Below are 26,847 nucleotides of genomic sequence, written 5' to 3'. Positions count from 1 at the left end.
CGACTTTTCACATGAAGATTCGTGGCGCCAGCCCCTAGGACAGCAGTAACCACGAATAAATCAGTGCCAATCGCCCATTCAGCCATCCAATGCATCGAGAAACTCGTCTGCAACGGGTGTCTCGCCCAGTCGCGACGGCACGTTCAAACCGAAGTGCAGGTACGCATGCCGGGTTACGACCCGTCCACGGGGCGTACGCATGATGTAGCCCTGCTGGATCAGGTACGGCTCCAGCACATCCTCGATCGTGTGGCGCTCCTCGCCGATCGCCGCCGCCAGGCTGTCGACTCCCACCGGGCCACCGTCGAACTTCTCGATCATGGTCAGCAGCAGGCGCCGGTCCTGGTGATCGAAGCCGTGTTCGTCGACATCCAGCAGGTTCAGTGCCAGGTCCGCCACGCCCTTGGTGATATGCCCCTTGGCCCGCACCTCGGCAAAGTCGCGGACACGCCGCAACAGCCGGTTGGCGATCCGCGGCGTCCCCCGTGCACGCCGGGCGACCTCGAATGCGCCGTCGGCATCGAGCGGCAACCCCAGGATGCTCGCCGAGCGGCTGACGATCGTCGCCAGGTCCGCCGTGTTATAGAACTCGAGACGCTGGACGATACCGAAGCGGTCACGTAACGGGTTGGTCAGCATGCCGGCCCGGGTGGTCGCGCCGACCAGGGTGAACGGTGGCAGGTCCAGCTTGATCGAGCGCGCCGCCGGGCCCTCGCCGATCATGATGTCGAGCTGGAAGTCCTCCATTGCCGGGTACAGCACCTCCTCGACGACGGGCGACAGGCGGTGGATTTCGTCGATGAACAGCACATCGTGGGGTTCGAGGTTGGTCAGCAGCGCCGCAAGATCACCCGCGCGCTCGAGCACCGGCCCGGAAGTGCTCTTGATCGACACGCCCATTTCCTGGGCGATGATGTTGGCCAGGGTGGTCTTGCCCAGCCCTGGCGGACCGAAGATCAGCGTGTGGTCCAGCGATTCGCTGCGCGCCCGCGCCGCCTGGATGAACAGCTCCATCTGCTCCCGAACCGTGGGCTGGCCGATGTACTCGGCCAGGCTCAACGGGCGAATCGCCCGGTCCTGGACTTCCTCGCGGTCACGGCCGCTGGAAGCGGTTATCAAACGATCGGCTTCAATCACTTAAATCATTCCCCTCAGGGCGCGGCGAATCATCTCTTCGCTGCTCAGGCCTTTTTCCTTGATGGCGGAAACCGCCTTGCTCGCCTCCTGCGGCTTGTAGCCCAGGGAAATCAGCGCGCTGACCGCATCGGTCTCGGCACTGGCGACCGGCGCCGCCGGTGCACCATCGGGCTGGTTCGGCACCAGGGCGAAGATGCTCGGTACGGTTTCCCAGGCCTTGAAGCGATCCTTGAGCTCGACCAGCAGGCGCTCGGCGGTCTTCTTGCCGACGCCGGGCACCTTGACCAGCGCCGAAGCGTCCTGGGCTGCCACACAGCGCACCAGCTCATCGACCTCCAGGCTGGACATCAGTGCCAGCGCCAGCTTGGGCCCGACCCCATTGAGCCGGATCAGTTCGCGAAAGAAATCACGCTCGCGCTTGCCGACGAAGCCATAGAGTAACTGGGCATCCTCGCGCACGACCAAATGCGTGTGCAGCGTCAGCGGTTCGCCGACCGACGGCAGGCGGTAGAGCGTGGTCATCGGGACTTCCACCTCGTAGCCCAGGCCATTCACATCCAGGATAAGGTGCGGCGGCTGTTTTTCAGCCAGGGTGCCGCGCAAGCGTCCAATCACGTATCAGGTCCTTATGCCGGCCAGGCCGGTGGCTGATGAACAAGGCGATAGACCTGCCATCATCCGGCTAGAGGCTCTATCGACAAGCAAAATTGTTTAAGCTGATGATGCTATCAGAGACGCAGGCGACCGCCACGGGTCCGTGCCGCGCCCAAGCCGTGGGGCAGCAGGCTCGAACGGGTGTGGGCATGGCACAGGGCGATTGCCAGGGCGTCCGAGGCGTCGACCTGCGGCTTGCTGGTCAACTTGAGCAGGTGCATCACCATCAGCATCACCTGTTCCTTGTTGGCCCCACCGGTACCGGCCACCGCCTGCTTGACTTGGGTCGCGGTGTATTCGGCGATCTCCAGGTTCTCCTCGACGCCAGCGACGATCGCCGCGCCACGGGCCTGGCCAAGCTTGAGCGCCGAATCGGCGTTTTTCGCCATGAAGACCTTTTCGATCCCCATGGTCACCGGGCCGTACGTCTGGATCACCTCGCGCACGCTGCGGTAGACCACCCGCAAACGCTCGGGCAGCTCGCCGCTGCCGGTCCGGATGCAGCCCGAGGCCACATAGACACAACCACGCCCGGTATCACGTACCACACCGTAGCCGGTGATCCGCGAACCAGGGTCGATACCAAGAATAAGAGTCATAACGCCTGCGGTTTGATCGAGAAAGCCTGCCAATGACGCGCAGTATCTACTGTATATGCATGCAGGTCGATAGAGGACTGCCCGGAGGTCGGCGACTCCCTCCCGGACAGCGGGATGCAGCCCCTGCAAGGACAGGGGCCGCACCGATCAGCCGAGCTGTTCCAGCACTGCCTGGGGGATGTCGGCATTGGAGTAGACGTTTTGCACGTCATCCAGGTCTTCGAGCATGTCGATCAGCTTCAGGACCTTCTCCGCGCCCTCGAGGTCGAGTTCGGCACTGGTGGTCGGCAGCATGACGATTTCCGCGTCGCCCGCCTTGAAACCGGCTGCCTCCAGGGCGTTGCGCACGGCATAGAAGCCGGAGAACGAGGTAAAGACATCGATGGAGCCATCCTCGTTGGTCACCACGTCGTCGGCGTCGGCCTCCATCGCGGCTTCCATCAGCGAATCCTCATCGATGCCCGGCGCGAAGGAGATCTGCCCCTTGCGCTCGAACAGATAGGCCACCGAGCCGTCGGTACCGAGGTTGCCGCCACACTTGCTGAACGCATGACGCACGGCGGCGGCGGTACGGTTGCGGTTGTCGGTCATGCACTCGACCATCACCGCCACGCCGCCCGGGCCGTAGCCTTCGTAGCTCAGTTCGACCATGTCGTCGGTGTCGGCGTTGCCGGCACCGCGGGCCACCGCGCGATCAATGATGTCGCGGCTCATGTTGGCGCCCAGGGCCTTGTCCAGCGCCAGGCGCAGGCGTGGGTTGGAACCCGGGTCGCCACCGCCCTGACGGGCAGCGACGGTCAGTTCACGAATCCACTTGGTGAAGATCTTGCCCTTCTTGGCATCCTGACGTTCTTTGCGGTGCTTGATGTTCGCCCACTTGGAATGACCCGCCATAACTCGCTCCGATGCTCTTTGAAATATTGCCGTGAAACATTGCCCGCCGCGCCGTTGGCGCCGACCGGCAAACAGAAATTTCGAACCTTATAAAAGAAAGGGCGCATCCTAGGATGCGCCCGCAAGAGCCGGATTACTCGGCCTTGGGTGTTTCGCGCAGGCGAATGTGCAATTCGCGCAGGGCCTTGGCGTCCACCAGACCTGGAGCCTGGGTCATGACACAGGCCGCGCTCTGGGTTTTCGGGAAGGCGATCACTTCGCGGATCGACTGGGCGCCGGTCATCAGCATCACCAGGCGGTCCAGACCGAAGGCCAGGCCACCATGCGGTGGAGCACCGTACTTCAGGGCGTCGAGCAGGAAGCCGAACTTCTCTTCCTGTTCCGCTTCGTTGATGCCCAGCAGACGGAACACCGCCTGTTGCATTTCCTTGCGGTGGATACGGATCGAACCGCCACCCAGCTCGGTACCGTTCAGGACCATGTCGTAGGCACGCGACAGGGCGCCGGCCGGGTTGGCCTCCAGCTCTTCGGGAGTGCACTTGGGCGCGGTGAACGGGTGGTGCAACGCGGTGAAACTGCCGTCGTCGTTCTCTTCGAACATCGGGAAGTCGACGACCCACATCGGTGCCCACTCGCAAGTCAGCAACTTCAGGTCATGGCCGAGCTTGATACGCAGCGCGCCCAGGGCCTCGCTGACGATCTTGGCCTTGTCGGCGCCGAAGAACACGATGTCGCCATCGACCGCACCGACGCGATCGAGGATCACGTTCAGGTTCGCTTCCGGGATGTTCTTCACGATCGGCGATTGCAGGCCGTCAACACCGGCAGCGCGCTCGTTGACCTTGATGTACGCCAGGCCCTTGGCGCCGTAGATGCCGACGAACTTGGTGTAGTCGTCGATCTGCTTGCGCGGCATGCTCGCCCCGCCTGGAACGCGCAGTGCGGCGATACGGCACTTCGGATCGTTGGCCGGGCCGCTGAACACCTTGAACTCGACTTCCTTGAGCTGGTCGGCAACGTCGACCAGTTCCAGCGGGATACGCAGGTCTGGCTTGTCCGAACCGTAGCGACGCATGGCCTCTTCGAAGGTCATGTGCGGGAACTCGCCGAATTCCAGATCCAGCACTTCCTTGAACAGGTTGCGGATCATGCCTTCGGTCAGGCCCATGATGTCCTTTTCATCGAGGAAGCTGGTCTCGATGTCGATCTGGGTGAATTCCGGCTGGCGGTCGGCACGCAGGTCTTCGTCACGGAAGCACTTGGCGATCTGGTAGTAGCGGTCGAAGCCGGCCACCATCAGCAGCTGCTTGAACAGCTGTGGCGATTGCGGCAGGGCGAAGAAGCTGCCGGCGTGGGTACGGCTCGGCACCAGGTAGTCGCGGGCGCCTTCCGGGGTCGCACGGGTCAGGATCGGCGTCTCGACGTCGAGGAAGCCGTTTTCGTCGAGGAAGCGACGGATGCTGGTGGTCATGCGCGAACGCAGGCGCAGCTTCTCGGCCATTTCCGGACGACGCAGGTCGATGAAACGATAACGCAGGCGGGTTTCCTCGCCGACGTCGGAGTATTCGTTGAGCGGGAACGGCGGGGTTTCCGCTTCGTTCAGCACTTCCAGCTCGTAGCCCAGGACTTCGATCATGCCCGAAGCCATGTTGGCGTTGCCGGCACCGGCCGGACGCAGGCGCACCTTGCCGGTGATCTTCACCACGTACTCGCTGCGCACACGGTCAGCGGTGGCAAAGGTCTCGGCGCGATCCGGGTCGAAAACGACCTGGGCCAGGCCTTCGCGGTCACGGATATCGAGGAAAATCACCCCGCCATGGTCGCGACGACGGTGGACCCATCCGCAAAGGGTGACTTCCTGGCCTTCCAGGCTCTCGTTCAGTTGGCCGCAATAATGGCTGCGCATCATGGTCGTGGTTTCGCTTCTCGTAATTCGAATTCGGTGGAGGTCTGACACACCGTAGTGCCGGTGGCTTGCCAGAGCCCGCTCGTGTCGCTCATTTTCAGTCGGCTTTGTCGCCACCGGCCAGGTTTTTCTTGGCGCCGGTCTTGAAATCGGTCTCGTACCAACCGGTACCGCTGAGGCGGAAGCCCGGCATGGACAGCATCTTTTTCAGCTCTGGCGCCTGGCAGGCAGGGCAATCGACCAGAGGCGGGGCGCTGATTTTCTGAATGGCTTCCAGCTGATGACCGCAGGAAGCGCATTGGTAGTCGTACATGGGCATGGGGCGTCTCGACAATCAGATAACGACATCACTGCTGCCCGTGCCCAGAGTCGGGCCATGCAGCAAAGAGCGGGATTATATCTGTTAAATCGAGGCTTTGCAGCCGCAACACCGGCCATTGCGCTCCCTCCAGTCGCCTGCCTGCCACGACCGGCGGCTCGCGACCCAAGCGTGGCATGCTCAGCGCGAATGCTGCAAACCGCCCAGCGTCAGCAGGTGCACCATACAGACCACGCGGATCAGGCCACTGAAGTTCTTCACCCCGCCGTAACGCAGGTGCACTTCCATGTCGACATTCGACAGCAGCGCATTGACCGTGCACTGATGGACCCCGGCCATATCGGCCAGGACTTTCCAGTAGACCTCCTCCAGGCGCAGGCAGGTCGCGAATCCGTTCAGGCGAACGGATCGTGAAACCGGCTTGGCCAATCCGATATCAAATTCCAGCAACATGGGATCGGGCCGGGTCTTGCGCAGCAGACCGGACTCCCTCCCACACTGTTTCAACTGCACCATCTTCCTCGCACTCCGTCGCTGCACGCCCTTGAACAAGGGCGCTCTTGGAAAATCTCGCTTACATAAAACCGCAAGCAAAATTCCTTATCCAGCAGACCGGACCATGGCCTGCGTAGGATGAAGCGACCAGAAAACGAGGAACGCCGGCGCCCAGCGGCAGGAACGCAACCGGCGCACGCCACACGCAGGCAGCGCCGGGGACCGCACGAGCGGGTCGGCCGCCCGTGCGCAATCGCCCTAGCCTTCCAGCAGGGCGCGCAACATCCAGGCGGTTTTCTCATGCACCTGCATGCGCTGGGTCAGCAGGTCCGCAGTCGGCTCGTCGCTGACCTTGTCCAGCAGCGGAAAGATACCCCGCGCGGTACGGGTCACCGCTTCCTGCCCCTGCACCAGTTGCCGGATCATCTCCTCGGCGCTCGGCACACCCTCCTCTTCCTTGATGGAAGACAGCCGGGCATAGGTCGAATAGGTGCCGGGCGCCGGAAAACCGAGCGCGCGGATCCGTTCGGCGATCAGATCCACGGCCAGCGCCAGCTCGTTGTATTGCTCTTCAAACATCAAGTGCAGGGTCCGAAACATCGGGCCGCTGACGTTCCAGTGGAAGTTGTGGGTCTTCAGATAAAGCACATAGGTATCCGACAACAGGCGGGAAAGCCCCTCGACGATGGACTTGCGGTCTGCTTCGCTGATACCGATATCAATAGCCATATGCATCCCCTTGACGTGATTGAAGTCACACCCTGAAGGTGTAGGAGCACTCTAGCAAGAGTCGCCGCCCCGTGCAGCACCGGGGAAGTGCGTTCCAGAGCCCTCCCCGCACCCCGCCAATACCGCTCAAGCCGTTGATTTGAGAAGGTTCCGGCTTTGCTGTTAAATTGAGGGCGTGTCGTCGTGCCGCACCCCGGCACGACGCATAGGCTGGTAGAACACGTGCCCACCGCCTCACCTTTCTTTTGTCAGAAGCGAACCGTGGGCTGCCAGCTCTTCCTTGCGATCAATCTTGAGTGAGTCAATCAAATGTTGAAAATCGTCCACCTGCTAACGGGCGCCGTCGCCCTGCTGCTTTCCTTTATACCCAGCCTGCGATCCGAAGCGCTGCCTTACCTGCAACAACCCGATGCGCTGTACCTGGCATTCTTCGGCTTGCTCAACCTGATCCTCGCACCAGTGATCCCCTACTGGAACAAGGGTCCTCGCCATCAACTGCAAAACCTGGTCAGCGTCCTGCTGATCCTCGCAGTCGTCCTGCAGACCCTGGTGCTGCTCGCCCCGCTGTCGATGATCGCCGGCCAGCCTGCCGTACTGCTGAGCCTGGCAGCCGCGGTAGTTGCCGTCCTGCTGCACCTGGCGGTCAGCTTCTACAAGTCCTCGCCGTCCACCGCCTCGCACAACTACGACATGAGCAACCGTGATACCGGTACCGTGAAGTGGTTCAACACCTCCAAGGGCTTCGGCTTTATCTCGCGCGATTCCGGCGATGATATTTTCGTGCACTTTCGCGCCATTCGTGGCGAAGGCCACCGCGTCCTGGTCGAAGGCCAGCGCGTGGAGTTCTCGGTGATGAACCGGGACAAGGGCTTGCAGGCCGAAGACGTGGTTGCAGCATCGCCACGCCGCTGAGTCGTTTCCAGGCTCAAAAAAACCGCGAGGCCGTCACCCGGCTCGCGGTTTTTTCATGCCTGGCGATTTACCGGCCAGCTTCAGTAATGGGGCGGTGGCGCCTCATCTTCGGAAATGCCGAATTGCCCGACCATTTCCTCATGACGCTTGATCAGGGCGGCCATCTGCAACTGCAGACGCTCGACCTCGCGCTGCTGCCCCACCAGCACATCGTTCAGCGCCTGGATGGTGTCATCCTGAAAGGCCAGGCGGGTTTCCAGCTCGGTAACACGCTCTTCAAGGTTCATGGCTGCGCCTGTACATAGGAGAAACCCTCGGCCAACACCGCGCCCAGCCGCTCGCGAATCGCCGCGACCTGCGCCTCGGCATAGGGCTTGGCCGGATGCCTGCCCCAGACTGGCGCAGGCCAGGCCGCATCGCCCTGATGGCGAACAATGACATGCATGTGCAACTGGCTGACCACGTTACCCAGTGTCGCGACATTCATCTTGTCAGCCGCGAAAACCTGCTTGAGCACCTGCGCCAGGGCACTGGTCTCCTGCCACAACTGCGCCTGATCCGCCGCGTCCAGCTCGAATACCTCGCTGATATCCGCACGCCGTGGCACCAGGATGAACCAGGGGTAGTTCGAATCGTTGGACAACAGCAGGCGACACAACGGAAAGTCGCCCATCGGCAAGGTGTCTTGTTGAAGACGCGAATCGAGAACGAACACCGTAAACACTCCTGCTTAACTGAATGACCTGCCCGGAAGCGCAGCCCACCCACGACCACACCCGAAACAGAACGACGAGGATACCCGCCTTCGCGCATCAGTTCACCGTGCAGCTTCAACTGCCGCAAGCTAATGGGCTACCTGGCCCTCACGCCCCATTACGGACCAGGCCCGCACCGTTCTCGGCCAACCTTGTGGCCTGCGTGAAAAGTCGTGGCCGCATAATCAAAACGTCATCCTTTCCTGAAAAGCTGTGCCGAGCCGTCATGCCAGCCTTGTGCAACCTCTCGTCGGAAAGGTTGGCTGTACAACCGGCAACAGGCAATGGACATCGCTGCACCAAAACCACACAGAGCGACTATTCTTGGTGCACCTTTTATCCACCGGTTACTCACCCAAGGGTGTGAAGCGGTAACGTTTTTGGCTTTTTGCACGTAATCAATGGATTAGCAGCACAAGGGAAAGTAATACGTCAAGCACCATGCCACACGGTGCTGACCCCAGGTTTCATAAGGGTTTCAGCGTGACCGAACAGTCAGGGAAATATTTTCTGGCGATTTTTCAACTTTGTGCATGCTTGTTGCATTGAGTTACGTCACAGTCGCTACAGAGGGCCTGATCGGACGCTGAAGCTCCGCGACACGGTAACAACGCTGGACGGGACGACGCTTGAACATATGTGTTTTCTTTCTATGCTCAGGTGTTCGACAACCGCACTGAAGTTGTACAGTTAATAAAAAAGGCTGCGTATTTGCGACATGGAGCGAGCTTTTTGCGACACGCTCGTAAAGAAGCCGCAAGGATAGGTGAGCAAGTATCGCCAAGTTTGTCAGCGTGATATAAGTTTGCGCCGACACAAAAAGAAAGAGCCGCCCAGATAAAAATACAGGTGGGACGGCAGTACTCTTCCTAAAACCAAAGGAGCAAATCACGATGCGCGTGATGAAGTGGAGCATGATCGCCCTGGCTGTTTCGGCAGCAGGCACTCAACTGGCAATGGCCGAACCTTTCGTGACCGACCAGGCTGATGCCAAGGGTTTCGTTGAAGGCGCTTCGGCAGGTGTGGTTCTGAAGAACTACTACTTCAACCGTGACCGTAAAAACACCGCCCAGGACCAGGAAGACTGGACTCAAGGCTTCCTGGGCAAGTTCAGCTCGGGTTACACCCAGGGCACCGTTGGTGTAGCCGTTGAAGGCTACGGCAACGCAGGCTTCCTGCTCAGCGGCCAGGACAAAGAATCCGGCTCGGGCAATATCAGCCGCAGCATCGCTGATGCCAACGGCATTCGCGACAACAACAACAGCTTTGGCAAAGCGGGTGCGGCGATCAAATTCCGCATCTCCAAAACCGAGCTGAAAATCGGTGACTTCCAGCCAAGCACCGCCCCCGTGTTTGCAGTCGGCGGTTCCCGCCTGTTCCAACAAACCGCCAGCGGCCTGCAACTGCAGAGCAGCGAAGTCAAAGATCTCGATCTCGAAGCCGGTCACTTTACCGGTGGCAGCAGCCAGGACCAGACTCGTCACAACGGTGACTTGTTCGCAACCTACGCTGGCGTTGCAGCCAAGAGCATCGACTACGTCGGTGGCAAGTACGCAATCACTCCTGACCTGACTGCTTCGCTCTATGGCGCCAAGCTCGAGGACATCTGGAACCAGTACTACACCAACGTGAACTACACCCTGGGCCTGGGCTCGGATCAGTCCCTGAACTTCGACTTCAACCTGTATCGCACTACCGATACCGGCAAGAGCCTGGCAGGTGACATCAGCAACACCACCTACTCGTTCGCAACCGCCTACTCGTTCCTGAAGGCCCACACCATCACCCTGGCGTACCAGAAGGTTCACGGCGACACCCCGTTCGACTACATCGGCGTGGGTCAGAACAACCGTGGCGGCGACTCGATCTTCCTGGCCAACTCCATCCAGTACTCTGACTTCAACGGCCCAGGCGAGCGTTCGATCCAGGCTCGTTATGACATCAAGATGGCTGAGTATGGCGTCCCAGGCCTGAGCTTCATGGCTCGCTATGTTCACGGCCAAGGCATTGACGGCACCCACCTCGCCGACAACAGCCGGTACCGTGACAGCAACGGCAATCCTTTGTACGGCAGCGATGGCCGTCACCATGAAACCAACCTGGAAGCCAAGTACGTAGTCCAGGCTGGTCCTTTGAAAGACCTGTCGTTCCGCGCTCGCCAATCCTGGCACCGTGCTAACGCCGACGAAGGCGAAGGCAACATCAACGAGTTCCGCCTGATCACCGAGTACCCACTCGACCTGATGGCTATCGCCAAGAAGTAATTAGCGATACTCGCTTGAAGAAAGGCCCATCCCAGTGATGGGCCTTTTTTATTGTGCGAAGAACCCGCAAATCATTGCAAATTACTGAATAGCTAGCTAACAAAAAGAACCCATTGAATTCAAAGATAATTTCTACAAGTTGTACCAATCGGTACAAAGCCAAGACTATCAAAAACACTTCAAGTGTCGGACATCATTAAAATGCTAACAATAAAAAAGGGACCCTCTCGGGCCCCTCTCATTAATATCTGACCGCTCAGCCAGATAGGGACCGGTTTATTTAACCGGTGCGTCCTGCATTACCCGGATCACTCGCTGTGGAAACGGAATATCGATTCCGGCCTCCTTCAGACGATCACGGGCCAGTTCATTGAACTTGAACGTCAGGTCGCCGCAATCGGCAGTCTTCGCCCACACACGCAGGGAAACGGTGATGGAACTGTCACCCAGTGCCGAAACCACTGCGGCCGGAGCCGGATCAGGCAGGACTCGCTCATCCTTGGCCAGCTCCAGCAACACTTCACGCGCCTTCTGCAAGTCGGCCTCGTAGTCCACCCCTACATCGAACACCACCTTGCGCGTCGGCTGGCGGTTGATGTTGGTGATGATCCCGTTCGACAGGCTGCCGTTGGGCATGATGACCGTCTGGTTGTCGCCGGTACGCAGGATGGTATGGAAGATCTGGATATTGTCGACAGTACCGGTAACGCCCTGCGCGGTGATCGTGTCACCGATGCGGAACGGCCGGAACATCAGGATCAGCACGCCACCGGCGAAGTTCGCCAGGCTGCCCTGCAACGCCAGGCCGATAGCCAGGCCGGCCGCACCGATCGCCGCCACGAACGAGGTGGTCGCCACGCCGATCATCGACGCCACGCTGATGCTCAGCATGATCTTGAGGGCGATGTTCGACAGGCTGCTGATGAAGCCCTGCAACGCCAGGTCCGCATTGCGCAGCGCCAGCAGCTTGCCCAGCTTGGCGGTCAGCTTGTTGATCAGCCACCAGCCCACGGCCAGGGTGACGATCGCCAGCAGCACGCGACTACCGTATTCCATGATCATCGGAATCCAGGCCTGGGAGGCCTTGATGAGATGATCCATTTCTGCGTTCAGATCCATTGTTCTCTCCTGTTATCGTGCGATTGCCCGGCAAAACGATCGATCCCCGCAGGCTCAATCGTTTCTGCCGTGCCTGGGCCCTCCGACGCCGATAACTTCCAGAGGTTCCCTGGCGGACCGGATCAGTCGCGGAAGTTGTTGAATTGCAGCGGCAGGTCGAATTCCTTGGCGCGCAGGTTGGCAATGGCTTCCTGCAGGTCGTCACGCTTCTTGCCGGTCACGCGGACCTGCTCACCCTGGATGGCCGCCTGCACTTTCAGCTTGGAATCCTTGATGTGGGCGACGATCTTCTTCGCCATTTCCTTGTCGATGCCTTCCTTGAAAGTCGCGTCCTGCTTCATCAGCTTGCCGGAAGCGTAGGCATCCTTGACCTCGAGGCATTTCACGTCGATCTTGCGCTTGACCAGGGCCATGCGCAGGATCTCCAGCATCGCTTCCAGCTGGAACTCGGCTTCGGCCGTCATGCTGACGGTCTGTTCCTTGTCCTTGAACTCGAAGGAGCCCTTGCCCTTGAGGTCATAACGACGGTCCAGCTCCTTGACGGCGTTCTCGACGGCGTTGGTGACTTCGTGTTTGTCCAGTTCGGATACCACGTCGAACGACGGCATGCGATTTCTCCAAATTTAATCTTGGCGCGCCCAATACCGATGGAGCGCGCCGGGTTTGACGGTTAAAATCCGCCAGCATTATAACGGTTCTTCCAACCACTCATTCACTTAAGAGCCCCCCATGCCTAACCCGGATCTGAGCATTTTGCTGGTGAGTGATGGTCATCTGGTGAGCAGCGCCTTCGGCAGCAGCCTCCAGCGTGCGGGATACCAGGACATCCGCCAGGCCAACGACGCGGTCCTGGCGCTGGAGCAGATCGACCAGCGCGCGGCCAGCGTGGTGGTCTGCGTCGGCGAGGCCGGGCTGAAACTGGCGGAGAAGGTCAGGCAGCGCGACGAGATGAACGATCACTACACCTACATGTTGCTGATCAGTTCCGAAACGCCACTCAGCCTGCTCGACGATACGTCGGACAACGACATCGACGACCTGATCGCCCCCGAGGACATCGAACGCCTGCTGCTGACCCGGGTCCTGGCCGCTGATCGCCAATGCAGCACCCTGCAGCGGCTGCGCCAGGAAAACCGCCTGCTGCGCCAGAACATCGCCAGCCTCGAGCAGCGCAACCTCGTCGACTCCCTGACCGGCCTCGGCAACTCCCGCTACCTGCGCCAGAAGCTGACCGACAGCCTGCGCCAGGTCCAGGCGCGTGGCGGTGCCATCTGCTACCTGCTGATCGGGGTCCAGCAGGCCAGCGAACTGCAACGCGAGTACGGCAACGATTTCTACGACGAACTGCTGCAAGGCGTCGCCCGTCGCCTGCAACAGCTGGTCCGCCCGCTGGACGTGCTGGCCCGCCTGGACGACCAGCATTTCGTGCTGATGACCATGCCGCCCGACCTGCGCGATTGCGCCCCGAGCAGCTTCAAGCGCCTGTATGACGGCCTGAACCTCAAACCATTCATGACCAACGTCGGCCCCGTCGAATTGAAGGCGGGGATCAGCCTGGTGGGCCTGGACAGCAAGTGCCTGCCCCTGGACCAGCAGACCCTGTTCGACGAGGCCGCCCAGTTGCTGGCCCAGTCCTATGCCGACGGCGTGGTCAGCGCCAAGCGCCTGCCGGCCCGCGACTGATGAGCAGCACCTGGCATGTCCTCGGCGCCGGCAGCCTGGGCAGCCTGTGGGCGACACGACTGGCGCGCGCCGGACTGCCGGTCAGGCTGATCCTGCGCGACGCGGCCCGGCTGGCCGCCTATGAGGCCAGCGGCGGCCTGACCCTGGTCGAACAGGGCCAGGCCCACCGGTTCGCCATCCCCGCACAGACAGTTGATGCCGCCGAACCGATTACCCGCCTGCTGGTAGCCTGCAAGGCCTATGATGCGCATGCCGCTGTCGCCCAACTGCTGCCACGCCTGAGCGCGGATGCCGAACTGATCCTGCTGCAGAACGGTCTCGGTAGCCAGGATGCCGTCGCCGCACTGCTACCCTCTGCCCGTTGCATCTTCGCCTCCAGTACCGAAGGCGCATTCCGCGAGGCAGACTGGCGAGTCGTCTTCGCCGGCCATGGCTTCACCTGGCTGGGTGATGTTGCCCAACCATTGCCGCCGCCCTGGCTGGAGGACCTGGCCCAGGCGGGAATTCCCCACGAATGGAACACCCAGATCCTGACCCGGCTATGGCGCAAGCTGGCGCTCAACTGCGCCATCAACCCGTTGACGGTACTCTACGACTGCCGCAACGGCGGCCTGCTGGATCACCACTGTGAAGTGGCCACGCTCTGCGCCGAGTTGACCGAGCTGCTGCAATGCTGTGGCCAGCCGGCGGCCGCCGAAGAGTTGCACAACGAGGTGCAGCGAGTGATACAGGCTACGGCGGCGAACTACTCCTCCATGTACCAGGATGTCGCCCAGGGCCGGCGTACCGAGATCAGCTACCTGCTGGGCTACGCCTGCGCGGCGGCGGCTCGCCACCACCTGAGCCTGCCCCACCTCGAGCAGTTGCGCGAGCGCCTGGCCACACACCTGGCGAACCACGGCCTGCCAGTCGACTGATCGGCCTCGCACGCTCCTCCGGCAACCCCACCCCATCCTGTTCAAATCGCGCCCCTGGCAAAAGCCCGCGGCAAAAACCGACGGTTTGATACACTCAGTCACGGTCGGGCGCCGATCGAGGCCCGCCGTTTCTCTCACCTTGCCAGACAGGACCCGCGATGCCCCTGCGCCAGCGCCTAGAAAACCTCCCGGTCGGTCAGAAACTCCTCGCCGCGCTGCTGGTACTGCTGATTACCGTACTGCTGGTCGCCAACCTGACCTTCATCAGCGCCGCCTACTGGATCTCCCAGGAGAGCATGGCGCCCCAGGCGCTGCAGACCATTGGCCGGCTGGTATCGAACCCGAACCTGGCCAGCCAGGCCCTGGAGTCGCCGGACAATGCCGAGGCGCTGCTCAAGGAACTCAACACCTATTCACCCCTGCGCGCGGCCGCCATCTATGACGGCAGGGGCGACCGCCTGGCCCAGCTGCAACACAGCGACCGCCTGAAGCTGCCGGAGCGCTATCGCCATGTCGAGGCCTGGCGCCTGACCGAGTTCCGCAGCAACCAGGTCATCGACATGCCCCGCCCCGGACAGGCCCCCGGGCACCTGTTGCTGGTAGCCAGCAGCGAATTGCCGGTGGCCTTCTACACCGGGACCTTTACCGCCAGCCTGGGCATCCTGATCTTCAGCGTGCTGCTGTGGATGATCATCGCCCGGCAGATCAAGCGGCTGATCACCCAACCGATCCACGAACTCGAGGAGCTGTCGCGCCAGGTCACCCGCGAAGAAAACTATTCACTGCGCGCCTCGCGCGGCAACCACGACGAGATCGGTAGCCTTGCCGAAGCCTTCAACACCATGCTGTCGCGGATCGAAGCCCGCGAGCAACAGCTCAAGCGTGCCCGCGACGAGTCCCAGGCGGCCTACGACCAGGCCCAGGGCCTGGCCGAGGAAACCCGCCATACCAATCGCAAGCTCGAACTCGAAGTCCAGGTCCGCAGCAAGATCGAGAAGAAGCTCACGGGCTTTCAGAACTACCTCAACAGCATCATCGACTCCATGCCCTCGGCACTGATCGCCCTGGATGAACAGTTGTACGTCACCCAATGGAACCAGGAGGCCAGTGCCCTTTCCGGTACGCGCCTGGACGAAGCGCTGAACCAGCCGATCTTCCTCGCCTTCGAGCCGCTCAAACCCTTCCTGCCGCAGCTCAAGGACACCGTCGAGCAACACACCGTGGCGAAGATCGAGCGCGTCACCTGGGTCAAGGACGACGAGGCCCGTCACTATGCCCTGACCTTCTATCCGCTGATGGGCGGTGCCGGTCGTGGCGTGGTGATCCGAATCGACGACATCACCCAGCGCCTGTCCCTGGAAGAAATGATGGTGCAGTCGGAGAAAATGCTCTCGGTCGGCGGGCTGGCCGCCGGCATGGCCCACGAGATCAACAACCCCTTGGGCGCGATCCTGCACAACGTGCAGAACATTCGCCGACGACTGTCCTCGGAGCTGCCGAAGAACCTCGAGTACGCCGAGCAGGCGGGCATCGACCTGGGCACCGTCAACCAGTACCTCACCAGTCGCGAGGTGCCGCAGTTGCTCGACGGCATCCAGCAGGCCGGCGCGCGGGCAGCGAAGATCGTCACCCACATGCTCAGTTTCAGCCGGCGCAGCAAGCGGGAAATGGCGCCTTGCGACCTGCCGGCGCTGATCGACCAGGCAGTGGAGATCGCCGGTAACGACTTCGACCTGGCCATCGGTTTCGACTTCAAGGGCCAGGCCATCATCCGTCAGTTCGACCCGGCGCTCGGCCCGGTTCCCGGCACCGCCAACGAACTGGAGCAGGTGCTGCTGAACCTGCTGAAGAACGCCGCCCAGGCCATTCACCAGCGTGACGATGACCGCGAACCGGGGCGCATTACCCTGCGCACCCGACTGAATCCGCCGTGGGCGGAAATCCAGGTCGAGGACAACGGCATCGGCATGCCCGAGAACATCCGCAAGCGCACCTTCGAACCGTTCTTCACCACCAAGGAGATCGGCCAGGGGACCGGCCTTGGGCTGTCGGTGTCCTACTTCATCATCACCAACAACCACAAGGGCCAGATGGAAGTGCAATCGACGCCCGGCCAGGGGACCTGCTTCACCCTGCGCCTGCCGTTGGCGAGCAACCAGGCCCTTCTTCCCGAACTCAATAAAACGGAGTCGTAACCATGGGTTTTCGCCTGTCGAAGATTTACACAAGGACCGGTGACACCGGCGAAACCGGGCTGGGCGACGGTCGTCGCGTGCCCAAGGACCATCCACGGATCGAGGCCATCGGCGAGGTCGACAGCCTCAATAGCCAGCTCGGGCTGCTCCTGGCCGGATTGGCGGAACTGGTAGTGATCCACCCGGAGCTGGAAGAAGTGATCGAAGTGCTTTCGCCTTGCCAGCATCGGCTGTTCGACCTCGGCGGCGAGCTGGCGATGCCGGAGTACCAGGCACTGGATAAAAGCGAGATTGAGCGGCTTGAGAGCGTGATCGACCGCTGGAACGAGGAGCTCGGCCCTCTGGAGAACTTCATCCTGCCGGGCGGCTCGATGCTGATTGCCCAGGCCCATGTCTGTCGCAGCCAGGCACGCAGCGCCGAACGTCGCTGCCAGCAGCTCAATGCCCTGGAGCCGCTCGGCGGGGTAGGACTGGCCTACATCAACCGGCTATCGGATCTGTTTTTCGTGGCGGCCAGGCTGATTGCCCGGCGCGAGAAGATTGCCGAAATACTGTGGGAAGCGGCCAAGAAGCCAATCTCCCACTGATCTCTGGGCAGGTGAAAGAAGCCGCTCCTTGTGGCGAGCGGGCTTGCCCGCGCTGGGAAGCGAAGCCTCCCCAACACAGCAAACCCGTCTACCAGCAAGATCGGGGTTGCCGGCCTAACGACTGCTTCGCAGCCGAACGCGGCGGTGCGGCGTCCCGACAAGCCCGCTCGCCACAAGGGCTACCTGCCGAAAGGCGCCAGAGGCACTTGCAGGTTACTGCGGCCAGAACGCCCGAATACCCGCTACACCCTGGGCCCCGGTGTCCCAGGCTCGCGAAACATCAGCAGGTCCAACCCCGCCCAGCAGATACACCGGTCTGTTGAAACCGGTAATCAACTGCCCGGCCTGCTCCCAGCCGAGCGGCTGTGCATCCGGGTGGGTCTGGGTTGGCTGCACCGGCGACAAGGTGACGAAATCCACCCCCATCTGCTCGGCCAATGCCAACTCCTCGGCGTCATGGCAGGACGCAGCCAGCCGGCGCTCCTTGGGCAGCGGCCGTCCGGCAGCAGCGTACTTGCGCAGTTGTGCCGCGGTGATGTGCCAACCGGCCGAAGGGAAGTCCCCCAGCCATTCGAACGGGCCCTTGAGCATCAGTTGCGCCTTGCCAGCACACAATCCGACCGCATCGACCGCCAGGTCGCGGTACTTGGGATCGAAACCATTCGGTGCCCGCAGCTGGACCAGCTTGATGCCACCGGCAATCGCCTTCTGGATACCCTGCAACAACTGCGGGGTCTCCAACCCATCCGGAGTGATCAGGTACTCGCCCGGCAAGCGCGCAGCCGCGACGATCGGCTGGTTGGCCGCCGGAAACTCGTAGCTCGGCAGTTCCCGTGCCGTCACCCAGGCCAGGGGTTGGCCCTCGGCACCATGCGGTTCGCCGGTGAAGGCCGAGACCTCCCAGACATCCAGCAATACCTGCTTGTCCGGGTAGTCATGCTGCACCTTGATCAATGGACGAGCTTCGGTGACCACGATCCCCAGCTCTTCCTGCAGCTCACGGGCCAGGGCCACCCGGACCGCTTCGCCCTCCTCGACCTTGCCGCCGGGGAATTCCCACAGGCCGCCCTGGTGCTGGGAGTCGGCACGGCGGGCGATCAGGATCCGCCCATCATTGCCTCGGATAACGGCCGCAGCCACATGTACGCGTTTCACGCTGAAAACTCCTATCAATCTGCCGTTTAACGGGGGCGGAACCTAGACCCAGCGCGGGGTATTTGCATACGGTACTTGATGATCGTTCCCAGGCTCCGCGTGGGAACGCAGCCCGTGACGCTCTGCGTCACAAGAGCGGGCACCGAGCCCCCAGAGAGGCATTCCCACGCCAAGCGTGGGAACGATCGGTATCCGGCCGCTTGCGCACCCTCCACAAACCTCGCCGCAGGGTACTTACGTACGGTATTCCGCGTTGATCTTCACGTATTCGTGGGACAGATCGGTGGTCCAGATGGTTTCGCTGCAATCGCCACGCCCCAGTTCGATACGGATGGTGATCTCTTCACGAGACATCACCGCCGCACCCTGCTCCTCGGTGTAGGTTGCAGCACGGGCACCACGGCTGGCGATGCACACCTCGCCCAGGAACACGTCGATCTTGCTCACGTCCAGGTTCGGCACGCCGGCACGGCCGACCGCGGCCAGGATACGGCCCCAGTTCGGGTCGGAAGCGAACAGTGCGGTCTTGATCAGCGGCGAGTGGGCCACGGTGTAGCCAACATCCAGGCATTCCTGGTGCGTGCCGCCGCCGTTGACTTCAACGGTGACGAACTTGGTCGCGCCTTCACCGTCGCGCACGATGGCCTGGGCCACTTCCATGCAGACTTCGAATACCGCCTGCTTCAGCGCAGCGAACAGCGGGCCGCTGGCTTCGGTGATTTCCGGCAGGTTGGCCTGGCCGGTGGCGATCAGCATGCAGCAGTCGTTGGTCGAGGTATCGCCATCGATGGTGATGCGGTTGAACGACTTGTTGGCACCGTCGAGCATCAGGTTCTGCAGCACTTCGCGGGAAACCTTGGCGTCGGTGGCGATGTAGCCGAGCATGGTCGCCATGTTCGGCCGAATCATCCCGGCGCCCTTGCTGATGCCAGTGACGGTGACGGTCACGCCGTCGTGCTGGAACTGGCGGCTGGCGCCCTTGGGCAAGGTGTCGGTGGTCATGATCCCGGTAGCCGCGGCAGCCCAGTTGTCCACGGACAGGTCGTCCAGGGCAGCCTGCAATGCACCTTCGATCTTCTCGACCGGCAGCGGCTCACCGATCACGCCAGTGGAGTATGGCAACACGGCATTGGCATCGACGCCCGCCAGCTCGGCCAGCTTGGCGCAGGTGCGCGCGGCAGCGGCCAGGCCTGGTTCGCCGGTACCGGCGTTGGCATTGCCGGTGTTGGTCAGCAGGTAACGGACCGGGCCCTGCACACGCTGCTTGGCCAGAATCACCGGCGCCGCGCAGAAGGCGTTCAGGGTGAACACGCCGGCCACCGTGGAGCCCTCGGCGCAACGCATCACTACCACATCCTTGCGCCCGGGGCGCTTGATTCCGGCCGAGGCGATACCGAGTTCAAAACCGGCAACCGGGTGCAACGTTGGCAAAGGACCAAGACCAACAGCCATGAATGCGCTCCTCTCAAGGTGATATCCACTGTCGCCACAACGGACAGTGTTTCAAATGGAAAAACGCCGCGACGGCTGATGCCGGTCGCGGCGCGGGTGTTTCAGTGTCCGGCGGAAACCTTAGTTGATCTGGCCGTGACAGTGCTTGTACTTCTTGCCCGAACCGCAGTAGCACAGTTCGTTGCGACCCAGCTTCTGTTCGTTGCGTACCGGTGCGGTGGCCAGGGCGACATCGACCTCTTCACCCTGCTGCTCGGTTTCCGCTTCCAGGCCTGGGGCCTCGGCGTGCTGGAACTGCATGCGCTGGGCCAGGGCCTCGGCTTCGCGACGCAGGCGGGCTTCCTCTTCGGCCGGGTCTTCGCGACGCACCTGGACGTGGGACAGCACGCGGATCGAATCGCGCTTGATCGAATCCAGCAGTTCGGAGAACAGGGTGAACGACTCGCGCTTGTACTCCTGCTTCGGGTTCTTCTGCGCATAGCCACGCAGGTGAATACCGTGACGCAGGTGGTCCATGGTCGACAGGTGGTCTTTCCACAGGTCATCCAGCACGCGCAGGACAATCTGCTTCTCGAAGGTGCGCAGGGCTTCGGCGCTGGCCTGCTCTTCCTTCTCGTTGTAGGCCGCCAGCAGCTCGTTGAGCAGCTTCTCGCGCAGGGTTTCCTCGTAGAGGTGATCGTCTTCGTCGAGCCACTGCTGGATCGGCAGCTTCACGCCGAAATCGCTCTCGATAGCCGATTCCAGACCCGCCACATCCCACTGCTCCGGCAGCGACTGTGGAGGAATATGGGCGCTGACGGTGGCGTTGAGCACGTCCTGGCGGAAGTCGGCAATGGTTTCACCGATATTGTCGGCGGCCAGCAACGTGTTGCGCATGTGATAGATCACTTTACGCTGTTCGTTGTTGACGTCATCGAACTCGAGCAGTTGCTTGCGGATATCGAAGTTACGGCCTTCGACCTTGCGCTGGGCCTTCTCGATGGCGTTGGTCACCATGCGGTGCTCGATCGCCTCGCCCGGCTGCATGCCCAGGGCCTTCATGAAGTTCTTCACCCGGTCGGAGGCGAAGATACGCATCAGGCTGTCTTCCAGGGACAGGTAGAAACGGCTGGAACCGGCGTCGCCCTGGCGACCGGCACGACCACGCAGCTGGTTGTCGATACGACGCGATTCGTGACGCTCGGAAGCGATCACCTGCAGGCCTCCCGACTCCAGCACTTGCTGGTGGCGCTTCTGCCAATCGGCCTTGATCTGCGCGATCTGCTCCGGCGTCGGGTTCTCCAGGGAGGCGACTTCGACTTCCCAGTTACCGCCCAGCAGGATGTCGGTACCACGACCGGCCATGTTGGTGGCGATGGTCAGCGCCCCCGGACGACCGGCCTGGGCGATGATTTCCGCTTCCTTCTCGTGGAACTTGGCGTTCAGGACCTTGTGCTCGATGCCCTTCTGCTTGAGCAGGTTGGACATGTGCTCGGAGGTCTCGATGGTCGCGGTACCCACCAGCACCGGACGGCCCTGCTTGAGGGACTCCTCGATGTCAGCAATGATCGCCGCGTACTTCTCGTCGGCGGTCAGGAACACCAGGTCGTTGTAGTCCTTGCGCGCCAATGGCTTGTTCGGCGGGATGACCATCACCGACAGACCATAGATCTGGTGGAACTCGAACGCCTCGGTATCGGCGGTACCGGTCATGCCGGACAGCTTGGTGTAGAGACGGAAGTAGTTCTGGAAGGTGGTCGCGGCCAGAGTCTGGCTTTCGGCCTGGATATTCAGGTTTTCCTTGGCCTCGATGGCCTGGTGCAGGCCCTCGGACAGGCGACGGCCCGGCATGGTACGGCCGGTATGCTCGTCGACCAGGACCACCTGGCCGTCCTGCACGATGTACTCGACGTTGCGGTTGAACAGCTTGTGCGCACGCAGGCCGGCATAGACGTGCGTCAGCAGGCCGAGGTTGTGCGCCGAGTAGAGGCTCTCGCCTTCGGCCAGCAGGCCGACCTGGGTGAGCATCTCCTCGATGTATTGGTGACCGGCCTCGTTCAGCTCGACCTGGCGGGTCTTCTCGTCGATGGTGAAGTGACCCTCTTTGGTCACCACGCCCTCGACTTCCTCGACGTGCTGGGTCAGGCGCGGGATCAGCTTGTTGATCTCGGTGTACAGGCGCGAACTGTCTTCGGCCTGGCCGGAGATGATCAGCGGGGTACGGGCTTCGTCGATCAGGATGGAGTCGACTTCGTCGATCACGGCGAAGTTCAGCTCGCGCTGGAACTTCTCTTCCACGCTGAACGCCATGTTGTCGCGCAGGTAGTCGAAACCGAATTCGTTGTTGGTGCCGTAGGTGATGTCGGCAGCGTAGGCAGCGCGCTTCTCTTCCGGCGGCTGGAACGGCGTGACCACACCGACCGTCAGGCCGAGGAACTCATACAGCGGACGCATCCAGTTGGCGTCACGGCGGGCCAGGTAGTCGTTCACCGTCACCACGTGCACGCCCTTGCCGGACAGCGCGTTGAGGTAGACGCCCAGGGTTGCCACCAGGGTCTTGCCTTCACCGGTACGCATTTCGGCAATCTTGCCTTCGTGCAAGGTCATGCCGCCGATCAACTGCACGTCGAAGTGGCGCATGCCCATGACACGCTTGCCGGCTTCGCGGGCGACGGCGAAAGCTTCCGGCAGGATCTTGTCGAGGGTTTCACCTTGGGCTATGCGAGCCTTGAACTCTCCGGTCTTGGCGCGTAGCTGCTCGTCCGAAAGGGCCACCATTTGCTCTTCGAAGGCATTGACGATCTGTACCGTCTTGAGCATGCGCTTGACTTCACGCTCGTTCTTGCTTCCAAAAAGTTTCTTTAACAAAGGCGCAAACATATCGGCAGGTTCTTCCACACATAGGGATGGAGGGCGGCCCCAAGAGTCGCCCGAGCAGCCCTCATGGCCGCATGCGAACGAGTATTCTACCCGGAAACGGTGGTGAGAAAAGTGGCGTTATTCCACGATGCTGGCACAGCGCTTTTACGGGGCCACTCTAAAATAGGGTCTTTTTCCCGAACTTCAAGCCATCAAGCCCGGAACATGGGTGCAGACTTTAGGGGCAAAGCCGCCCCGCATCAATGGGGACCGGCTGTGGGGCCGGTTTCTGCTACCATGGCGGCTCTGTTACCTAAGGTGTCTGAATCATGGCATTTCGCCCTCTCCCGGCCCGGGCACCCGCCGTCCTGCTTCGCGAAGCCAAGCCGCTGAAGGCGATTTTCGGCCACGCCCAGCGCCTGGCCCACCTGCAACGACTGCTGGAAACCCAACTGCAGCCGGCTGCCCGCGAGCACTGCCACGTGGCTTCGTGGCGCGAGGGCACGCTGCTGCTGATCGTCACCGACGGGCACTGGGCGACCCGCCTGCGCTACCAGCAAAAGCGCCTGCAACGACAACTGCAGGCCTTCGATGTGTTCAGCGGCCTGATCCGCATCCTGTTCAAGGTGCAACCGCCGACCGTCCAGCAGGGGGCGAGTGGCCATACCCTGGACCTGTCCGCCAATGCGGCGCAAACCATCCAGGAAACGGCCGAGGGCATCAGCGACCCGAAACTGCGCGCCGCCCTCGAACGCCTGGCCAGCCACGCCCGTCCCAAGAGCTGACCCCCTCCTTTTCACGAGCGCATCGCCCGGCACCCGGGCGATGCGCTCTCGTGCGCCCGTGGTTAATCTTTGCGCCGCGCCAGTCGATACAAGGGAGGTAGCCCACAAGGCAATCAAAACAACAATAAGGTGCATCCCTTAAGAGGGACCCCTAAGGAGCCAAGCCATCATCAGCTTATGTCCCATGCTGCCCATCCCGTGCAGTCTCCGCGCACACGCCCGGACACCCAGAACCTTAGCGGACCTCGAACGCCATGAATAAAAGCCTCAAATTCAGTCACAAGATCCTGCTGGCCGCCTCGCTGATCGTCGTCGCCGCCTTTGCGCTCTTCACCCTCTACAACGACTATCTGCAACGCAATGCGATTCGCGACGATCTCGACAGCTACCTGCACGAAATGGGCAGCGTCACCGCCAACGAGATCCAGACCTGGCTGACCGGACGCGGCCTGCTGGTGGAAAACCTGGGGCAATCGGTCGCACTGAACAACGACCCGGCCAACGTCTCGAACCTGCTCGAACAGAAAGCCATTACCTCGACCTTCATGGGCGCCTACCTGGGCAACAAGGACGGCAGCTTCATCATCCGTCCGGACAGCAAGATGCCCGATGGCTACGACCCGCGTGCCCGCCCCTGGTACAAGACGGCCCAGAACAGCAGCGGCTCGGCCCTGACCGAGCCCTACATCGACCTGGCTTCCGGACAACTGGTGATCTCCATCGTCGCCAGCGTGCGCAAGGCCGGCCAGGAAATCGGCGTGGTCGGCGGCGACCTCAGCCTGAAGGCCATCGCCGACAGCCTCAATACCCTCAATCTCGACGGCAGCGGCTATGCCTTCCTGGTCAGCGCCGACGGCAAGATCCTGGTGCACCCCGACAAGGCCCTGGTGATGAAGACCCTCGCCGAGGCCTATCCTCGCGACACCCCGCGCATCGGCAACGAAATCAGCGAGGTCGAGGTCAACGGCAAGACCCGCATCGTCGCCTTCGCCCCGATCAAGGGGCTGTCCTCGGTCAACTGGTACGTCGGCCTGTCCGTGGACAAGGACAAGTCCTTCGCGATGCTGAGCAAGTTCCGCAACTCTGCAGTCATTGCGACCACCATCGCCGTACTGATCATCATCGCCCTGCTCGGCCTGCTGATTCGTGCGCTGATGCAACCCCTGCACACCATGACCCGTGCCATGCAGGACATCGCCGATGGCGAGGGCGACCTGACCCGGCGCCTGACCATCCACTCCCAGGACGAGTTCGGCATCCTCGGCACCGCCTTCAACCGTTTCGTCGAACGCATCCACGGTTCGATCCGCGAGGTGTCCTCGGCCACCGAGCACGTCAACGAAGTGGCCCTGCGGGTGGTCAGCGCCTCCAACTCGTCGATGCTCAACAGCGACGAGCAGGCCAGCCGCACCAACAGCGTCGCCGCGGCCATCAACCAGTTGGGCGCCGCCGCCCAGGAGATCGCCCGCAATGCCGCCCAGGCCTCGCACCAGGCCAGTGATGCGCGCGGCCTGGCCGAAGACGGCCAGCAGGTGGTGGAGCGCAGCATCAAGGCCATGCATCAATTGTCGGACATGCTCGCCACGTCAAGCGGCAACATCGAATCGCTCAACAGCAAGACGGTGAATATCGGACAGATTCTCGAAGTGATCACCAGCATTTCCCAGCAGACCAACCTGCTGGCGCTCAACGCGGCGATCGAGGCGGCACGGGCTGGTGAGGCCGGGCGCGGCTTCGCGGTGGTGGCGGACGAGGTACGCAACCTGGCCCATCGCACCCAGGAGTCGGCGCAGCAGGTCCAGACCATGATCGAGGAGTTGCAGGTCGGCGCCCGGGAATCGGTCGGCACCATGAGCCATAGCCAGCGCCACAGCCAGGAAAGCGTGGAAATCGCCAATCTGGCCGGTGAACGCCTGAACAGCGTCACCCAGCGCATCGGCGAAATCGATGGCATGAACCAGTCCGTCGCCACGGCGACCGAGGAGCAGACCTCGGTGGTCGAGTCGATCAACATGGACATCACCGAGATCAACACCCTCAATCAGGAAGGCGTGGAAAACCTGCAGTCCACCTTGCGGGCCTGTTCCGACCTGGAACAGCAGGCCGCCCGATTGAAGCAACTGGTCGGCAGCTTCAGGATCTGAAGCCCCTACTGCGGAGGAGTCTGCGACTCCTCCTGCACCTGCCGCCACAGCTCGGCGGCACCGGGAAACTCGGTGCCATCCTCGCTGCTCAACTCGTCAGGGTCATAACGGCTGAGGCAGCCCTCGCCGAGGGTCGGCGGGGCCTTGGAAGTCGCCTTGTCGAGTGGGTCAGCCATGATCGAACCTCCAGGCCCGCCAGCGGGCTGTCATGACAACTATCAGAACACCACGGTCTTGTTGCCGTGCACCAGCACGCGATCTTCCAGGTGGTAACGCAGGCCGCGGGCCAGCACCATCTTCTCGACGTCACGACCGAAACGCACCATGTCTTCGATGCTATCACTGTGGCTGACGCGGACCACGTCCTGTTCGATGATCGGGCCGGCATCCAGCTCTTCGGTCACGTAGTGGCAGGTCGCGCCGATCAGCTTCACCCCGCGCATGGAGGCCTGGTGGTAAGGCTTGGCGCCGACGAACGACGGCAGGAAGCTGTGGTGGATGTTGATCACCTGGTGTGCATATTCCTGGCACAGCTGTGGCGGCAGGATCTGCATGTAGCGCGCCAGCACCACCACGTCGGCCTCGTGATGCTTGACCAGGCGCGAGACTTCGGCGAATGCCGGGGTCTTGTCCTGCGGGTTCACCGGTACGTGGTAATAGGGAATGCCATGCCATTCGACCATGCTGCGCAGGTCGTCGTGGTTGGAAATCACACAGGCGATATCGCAGTCCAGCTCATCACTGTGCCAGCGGTGCAGCAGGTCGGCCAGGCAGTGGGATTCGCGACTGGCCATCAACACCACGCGCTTCTTCTGCTCGGTGTCGGTGATGCGCCAGGTCATCGAAAACTCTTCGGCGATCGGAGCAAAGGCTTCGCGGAAGGCCTCCAGGCCGAACGGCAGGCTGTCGGCACGAATTTCGTGACGCATGAAGAACCAGCCGCTCTGGTTATCAGAATGATGGCTCGCCTCGGTGATCCAGCCGTTGTAGGACGCCAGGAAATTACTGACTTTGGCAACGATGCCAACGCGGTCGGGGCAAGCGATCACCAGCCGGAAAGTGCGCATGGGGGAAAACTCCAGAACTTCGCAAAGTCGGCCATTCTAGCGATTGCGCGGCAAAACTGCAGTATTCCTTGCAAGCGCACGCCCGCCGGGCATTTGCCGAGTGCCTGGCGGGCGCAATCGCCAACGCGATGCGCCGCACTGCCGATAGTTCGCCGGCCAGATTCCGAGACTAGTTTCAGCCACATCCGGTGCAACATCTAAATCAGCGACATCGGCAATCGACAAAGTTTAAAGTATCAAA

Annotated in this window: 25 protein-coding genes and 1 pseudogene; 9 read left to right on the top strand and 17 right to left on the bottom strand. The window is 61.8% G+C overall.

Annotated elements, in window-relative coordinates; all coding sequences use genetic code 11:
• Nucleotides 1–78: 78 nt before the first annotated feature.
• The 8 genes from ruvB to HU752_RS08250 form a co-directional block, all read right to left on the bottom strand.
• Nucleotides 79–1,137, bottom strand: a complete 1,059-nt coding sequence (gene ruvB / locus HU752_RS08285) for a Holliday junction branch migration DNA helicase RuvB (protein WP_186684880.1) — start codon at nt 1,135–1,137, stop codon at nt 79–81.
• The gene (ruvA, locus tag HU752_RS08280; protein WP_186684882.1) at nt 1,138–1,752 is read right to left on the bottom strand and encodes a Holliday junction branch migration protein RuvA; all 615 of its coding nucleotides are present in this window, start codon (nt 1,750–1,752) and stop codon (nt 1,138–1,140) included.
• 113 nt (nt 1,753–1,865) lie between these two features.
• Nucleotides 1,866–2,390: a crossover junction endodeoxyribonuclease RuvC gene (gene ruvC, locus HU752_RS08275; RefSeq protein WP_186684884.1), complete on the bottom strand. Its 525-nt coding sequence runs from the start codon at nt 2,388–2,390 to the stop codon at nt 1,866–1,868.
• Nucleotides 2,391–2,537: 147 nt separating this feature from the next.
• Nucleotides 2,538–3,284: a YebC/PmpR family DNA-binding transcriptional regulator gene (locus HU752_RS08270; protein ID WP_186684892.1), complete on the bottom strand. Its 747-nt coding sequence runs from the start codon at nt 3,282–3,284 to the stop codon at nt 2,538–2,540.
• Between the two features lie 133 nt (nt 3,285–3,417).
• Nucleotides 3,418–5,193: an aspartate--tRNA ligase gene (gene aspS, locus HU752_RS08265; protein WP_186684894.1), complete on the bottom strand. Its 1,776-nt coding sequence runs from the start codon at nt 5,191–5,193 to the stop codon at nt 3,418–3,420.
• 94 nt (nt 5,194–5,287) lie between these two features.
• Nucleotides 5,288–5,509, bottom strand: a complete 222-nt coding sequence (locus HU752_RS08260; RefSeq protein WP_026145498.1) for an FmdB family zinc ribbon protein — start codon at nt 5,507–5,509, stop codon at nt 5,288–5,290.
• A 180-nt stretch (nt 5,510–5,689) separates the two neighbouring features.
• Nucleotides 5,690–6,025, bottom strand: coding sequence for a ribbon-helix-helix domain-containing protein (locus HU752_RS08255; protein WP_186684896.1), 336 nt, complete (start codon nt 6,023–6,025; stop codon nt 5,690–5,692).
• 237 nt (nt 6,026–6,262) lie between these two features.
• Nucleotides 6,263–6,733 (bottom strand): Dps family protein, encoded by a 471-nt coding sequence (locus HU752_RS08250; protein WP_186684898.1) that lies wholly within the window; start codon nt 6,731–6,733, stop codon nt 6,263–6,265.
• A 309-nt stretch (nt 6,734–7,042) separates the two neighbouring features.
• Here HU752_RS08250 and HU752_RS31945 point away from each other — a divergent pair, with 309 nt between their 5' ends.
• Nucleotides 7,043–7,645 carry a cold-shock protein gene (locus HU752_RS31945; protein WP_186684900.1) on the top strand — a complete coding sequence of 201 codons (603 nt, stop codon included), beginning with the start codon at nt 7,043–7,045 and terminating at the stop codon, nt 7,643–7,645.
• Between the two features lie 80 nt (nt 7,646–7,725).
• On the opposite strand, the gene HU752_RS08240 is transcribed toward HU752_RS31945, so the two are convergent.
• Together HU752_RS08240 and HU752_RS08235 are read right to left on the bottom strand one after the other, a co-directional pair.
• On the bottom strand, nt 7,726–7,932 hold the full coding sequence (locus HU752_RS08240) for a SlyX family protein (protein WP_186684902.1): 207 nt from the start codon (nt 7,930–7,932) through the stop codon (nt 7,726–7,728).
• Nucleotides 7,929–8,360, bottom strand: coding sequence for an HIT family protein (locus HU752_RS08235; RefSeq protein ID WP_186684904.1), 432 nt, complete (start codon nt 8,358–8,360; stop codon nt 7,929–7,931). Before HU752_RS08235 ends, HU752_RS08240 begins: the two co-directional genes overlap by 4 nt.
• A gap of 933 nt (nt 8,361–9,293) precedes the next feature.
• On the opposite strand from HU752_RS08235, the gene HU752_RS08230 reads away from it, so the two are divergent.
• A complete protein-coding gene (locus HU752_RS08230; protein WP_186684906.1) occupies nt 9,294–10,664 on the top strand; it encodes an OprD family porin in 1,371 nt (456 codons plus the stop codon).
• Nucleotides 10,665–10,940: 276 nt separating this feature from the next.
• Here the strand turns inward: HU752_RS08230 and HU752_RS08225 are convergent, their stop codons facing one another.
• Nucleotides 10,941–11,783 carry a mechanosensitive ion channel family protein gene (locus HU752_RS08225; protein ID WP_186684908.1) on the bottom strand — a complete coding sequence of 281 codons (843 nt, stop codon included), beginning with the start codon at nt 11,781–11,783 and terminating at the stop codon, nt 10,941–10,943.
• A 122-nt stretch (nt 11,784–11,905) separates the two neighbouring features.
• Entirely contained in the window at nt 11,906–12,391 is a 486-nt protein-coding gene (locus HU752_RS08220) for a YajQ family cyclic di-GMP-binding protein (protein ID WP_186684909.1), read from the bottom strand.
• A 121-nt stretch (nt 12,392–12,512) separates the two neighbouring features.
• Here HU752_RS08220 and HU752_RS08215 point away from each other — a divergent pair, with 121 nt between their 5' ends.
• From HU752_RS08215 to HU752_RS08200, 4 genes are all read left to right on the top strand, one after another.
• A complete protein-coding gene (locus tag HU752_RS08215; protein ID WP_186684917.1) occupies nt 12,513–13,466 on the top strand; it encodes a GGDEF domain-containing protein in 954 nt (317 codons plus the stop codon).
• On the top strand, nt 13,466–14,383 hold the full coding sequence (locus tag HU752_RS08210) for a putative 2-dehydropantoate 2-reductase (protein WP_186684919.1): 918 nt from the start codon (nt 13,466–13,468) through the stop codon (nt 14,381–14,383). Before HU752_RS08215 ends, HU752_RS08210 begins: the two co-directional genes overlap by 1 nt.
• A gap of 158 nt (nt 14,384–14,541) precedes the next feature.
• Nucleotides 14,542–16,578, top strand: coding sequence for a sensor histidine kinase (locus tag HU752_RS08205; RefSeq protein WP_186684927.1), 2,037 nt, complete (start codon nt 14,542–14,544; stop codon nt 16,576–16,578).
• Nucleotides 16,579–16,580: 2 nt separating this feature from the next.
• Nucleotides 16,581–17,165 carry a cob(I)yrinic acid a,c-diamide adenosyltransferase gene (locus HU752_RS08200; protein ID WP_186684936.1) on the top strand — a complete coding sequence of 195 codons (585 nt, stop codon included), beginning with the start codon at nt 16,581–16,583 and terminating at the stop codon, nt 17,163–17,165.
• A gap of 213 nt (nt 17,166–17,378) precedes the next feature.
• On the opposite strand, the gene HU752_RS08195 is transcribed toward HU752_RS08200, so the two are convergent.
• The 3 genes from HU752_RS08195 to secA all read right to left on the bottom strand — a co-directional run bounded on the left by HU752_RS08195 (nt 17,379) and on the right by secA (nt 22,631).
• Nucleotides 17,379–18,320 (bottom strand): Nudix family hydrolase, encoded by a 942-nt coding sequence (locus tag HU752_RS08195; RefSeq protein ID WP_186684938.1) that lies wholly within the window; start codon nt 18,318–18,320, stop codon nt 17,379–17,381.
• 234 nt (nt 18,321–18,554) lie between these two features.
• Nucleotides 18,555–19,772 (bottom strand): bifunctional glutamate N-acetyltransferase/amino-acid acetyltransferase ArgJ, encoded by a 1,218-nt coding sequence (gene argJ, locus HU752_RS08190; RefSeq protein WP_186684940.1) that lies wholly within the window; start codon nt 19,770–19,772, stop codon nt 18,555–18,557.
• Nucleotides 19,773–19,892: 120 nt separating this feature from the next.
• Nucleotides 19,893–22,631 (bottom strand): preprotein translocase subunit SecA, encoded by a 2,739-nt coding sequence (gene secA, locus HU752_RS08185; RefSeq protein WP_186684942.1) that lies wholly within the window; start codon nt 22,629–22,631, stop codon nt 19,893–19,895.
• 308 nt (nt 22,632–22,939) lie between these two features.
• On the opposite strand from secA, the gene HU752_RS08180 reads away from it, so the two are divergent.
• From HU752_RS08180 to HU752_RS32070, 3 genes and pseudogenes are all read left to right on the top strand, one after another.
• The gene (locus HU752_RS08180) at nt 22,940–23,395 is read left to right on the top strand and encodes a DUF721 domain-containing protein (RefSeq protein ID WP_186684943.1); all 456 of its coding nucleotides are present in this window, start codon (nt 22,940–22,942) and stop codon (nt 23,393–23,395) included.
• A 254-nt stretch (nt 23,396–23,649) separates the two neighbouring features.
• A pseudogene (locus tag HU752_RS32075) lies at nt 23,650–24,681 on the top strand (HAMP domain-containing protein); the annotation flags it as partial.
• A gap of 93 nt (nt 24,682–24,774) precedes the next feature.
• Nucleotides 24,775–25,539 carry a methyl-accepting chemotaxis protein gene (locus tag HU752_RS32070; RefSeq protein WP_437182359.1) on the top strand — a complete coding sequence of 255 codons (765 nt, stop codon included), beginning with the start codon at nt 24,775–24,777 and terminating at the stop codon, nt 25,537–25,539.
• 5 nt (nt 25,540–25,544) lie between these two features.
• On the opposite strand, the gene HU752_RS08170 is transcribed toward HU752_RS32070, so the two are convergent.
• Together HU752_RS08170 and purU are read right to left on the bottom strand one after the other, a co-directional pair.
• On the bottom strand, nt 25,545–25,715 hold the full coding sequence (locus HU752_RS08170) for a hypothetical protein (RefSeq protein WP_186684947.1): 171 nt from the start codon (nt 25,713–25,715) through the stop codon (nt 25,545–25,547).
• Between the two features lie 42 nt (nt 25,716–25,757).
• On the bottom strand, nt 25,758–26,606 hold the full coding sequence (gene purU, locus HU752_RS08165; protein ID WP_186684955.1) for a formyltetrahydrofolate deformylase: 849 nt from the start codon (nt 26,604–26,606) through the stop codon (nt 25,758–25,760).
• Between the last annotated feature and the right edge of the window lie 241 nt (nt 26,607–26,847).

It is taken from the genome of Pseudomonas vanderleydeniana (assembly GCF_014268755.2).
Taxonomy (GTDB): Bacteria; Pseudomonadota; Gammaproteobacteria; order Pseudomonadales; family Pseudomonadaceae; genus Aquipseudomonas; species Aquipseudomonas vanderleydeniana.
This window is presented reverse-complemented; position numbering and strand designations above follow the sequence as displayed.

Bases quoted from the DNA above. Each gene is read 5' to 3' on its own strand.
- HU752_RS08225 (WP_186684908.1), bottom strand. From the start codon at position 11,783: ATGGATCTGAACGCAGAAATGGATCATCTCATCAAGGCCTCCCAGGCC.
- HU752_RS08210 (WP_186684919.1), top strand. From the start codon at position 13,466: ATGAGCAGCACCTGGCATGTCCTCGGCGCCGGCAGCCTGGGCAGCCTG.
- HU752_RS08250 (WP_186684898.1), bottom strand. From the start codon at position 6,733: ATGGCTATTGATATCGGTATCAGCGAAGCAGACCGCAAGTCCATCGTC.
- ruvC (WP_186684884.1), bottom strand. From the start codon at position 2,390: ATGACTCTTATTCTTGGTATCGACCCTGGTTCGCGGATCACCGGCTAC.
- HU752_RS08215 (WP_186684917.1), top strand. From the start codon at position 12,513: ATGCCTAACCCGGATCTGAGCATTTTGCTGGTGAGTGATGGTCATCTG.
- HU752_RS08205 (WP_186684927.1), top strand. From the start codon at position 14,542: ATGCCCCTGCGCCAGCGCCTAGAAAACCTCCCGGTCGGTCAGAAACTC.
- HU752_RS08170 (WP_186684947.1), bottom strand. From the start codon at position 25,715: ATGGCTGACCCACTCGACAAGGCGACTTCCAAGGCCCCGCCGACCCTC.
- HU752_RS08270 (WP_186684892.1), bottom strand. From the start codon at position 3,284: ATGGCGGGTCATTCCAAGTGGGCGAACATCAAGCACCGCAAAGAACGT.
- HU752_RS31945 (WP_186684900.1), top strand. From the start codon at position 7,043: ATGTTGAAAATCGTCCACCTGCTAACGGGCGCCGTCGCCCTGCTGCTT.
- HU752_RS08255 (WP_186684896.1), bottom strand. From the start codon at position 6,025: ATGGTGCAGTTGAAACAGTGTGGGAGGGAGTCCGGTCTGCTGCGCAAG.
- purU (WP_186684955.1), bottom strand. From the start codon at position 26,606: ATGCGCACTTTCCGGCTGGTGATCGCTTGCCCCGACCGCGTTGGCATC.
- HU752_RS08180 (WP_186684943.1), top strand. From the start codon at position 22,940: ATGGCATTTCGCCCTCTCCCGGCCCGGGCACCCGCCGTCCTGCTTCGC.
- HU752_RS32070 (WP_437182359.1), top strand. From the start codon at position 24,775: ATGCTCAACAGCGACGAGCAGGCCAGCCGCACCAACAGCGTCGCCGCG.
- argJ (WP_186684940.1), bottom strand. From the start codon at position 19,772: ATGGCTGTTGGTCTTGGTCCTTTGCCAACGTTGCACCCGGTTGCCGGT.
- HU752_RS08260 (WP_026145498.1), bottom strand. From the start codon at position 5,509: ATGCCCATGTACGACTACCAATGCGCTTCCTGCGGTCATCAGCTGGAA.
- HU752_RS08230 (WP_186684906.1), top strand. From the start codon at position 9,294: ATGCGCGTGATGAAGTGGAGCATGATCGCCCTGGCTGTTTCGGCAGCA.
- HU752_RS08240 (WP_186684902.1), bottom strand. From the start codon at position 7,932: ATGAACCTTGAAGAGCGTGTTACCGAGCTGGAAACCCGCCTGGCCTTT.
- aspS (WP_186684894.1), bottom strand. From the start codon at position 5,193: ATGATGCGCAGCCATTATTGCGGCCAACTGAACGAGAGCCTGGAAGGC.
- HU752_RS08220 (WP_186684909.1), bottom strand. From the start codon at position 12,391: ATGCCGTCGTTCGACGTGGTATCCGAACTGGACAAACACGAAGTCACC.
- HU752_RS08200 (WP_186684936.1), top strand. From the start codon at position 16,581: ATGGGTTTTCGCCTGTCGAAGATTTACACAAGGACCGGTGACACCGGC.
- secA (WP_186684942.1), bottom strand. From the start codon at position 22,631: ATGTTTGCGCCTTTGTTAAAGAAACTTTTTGGAAGCAAGAACGAGCGT.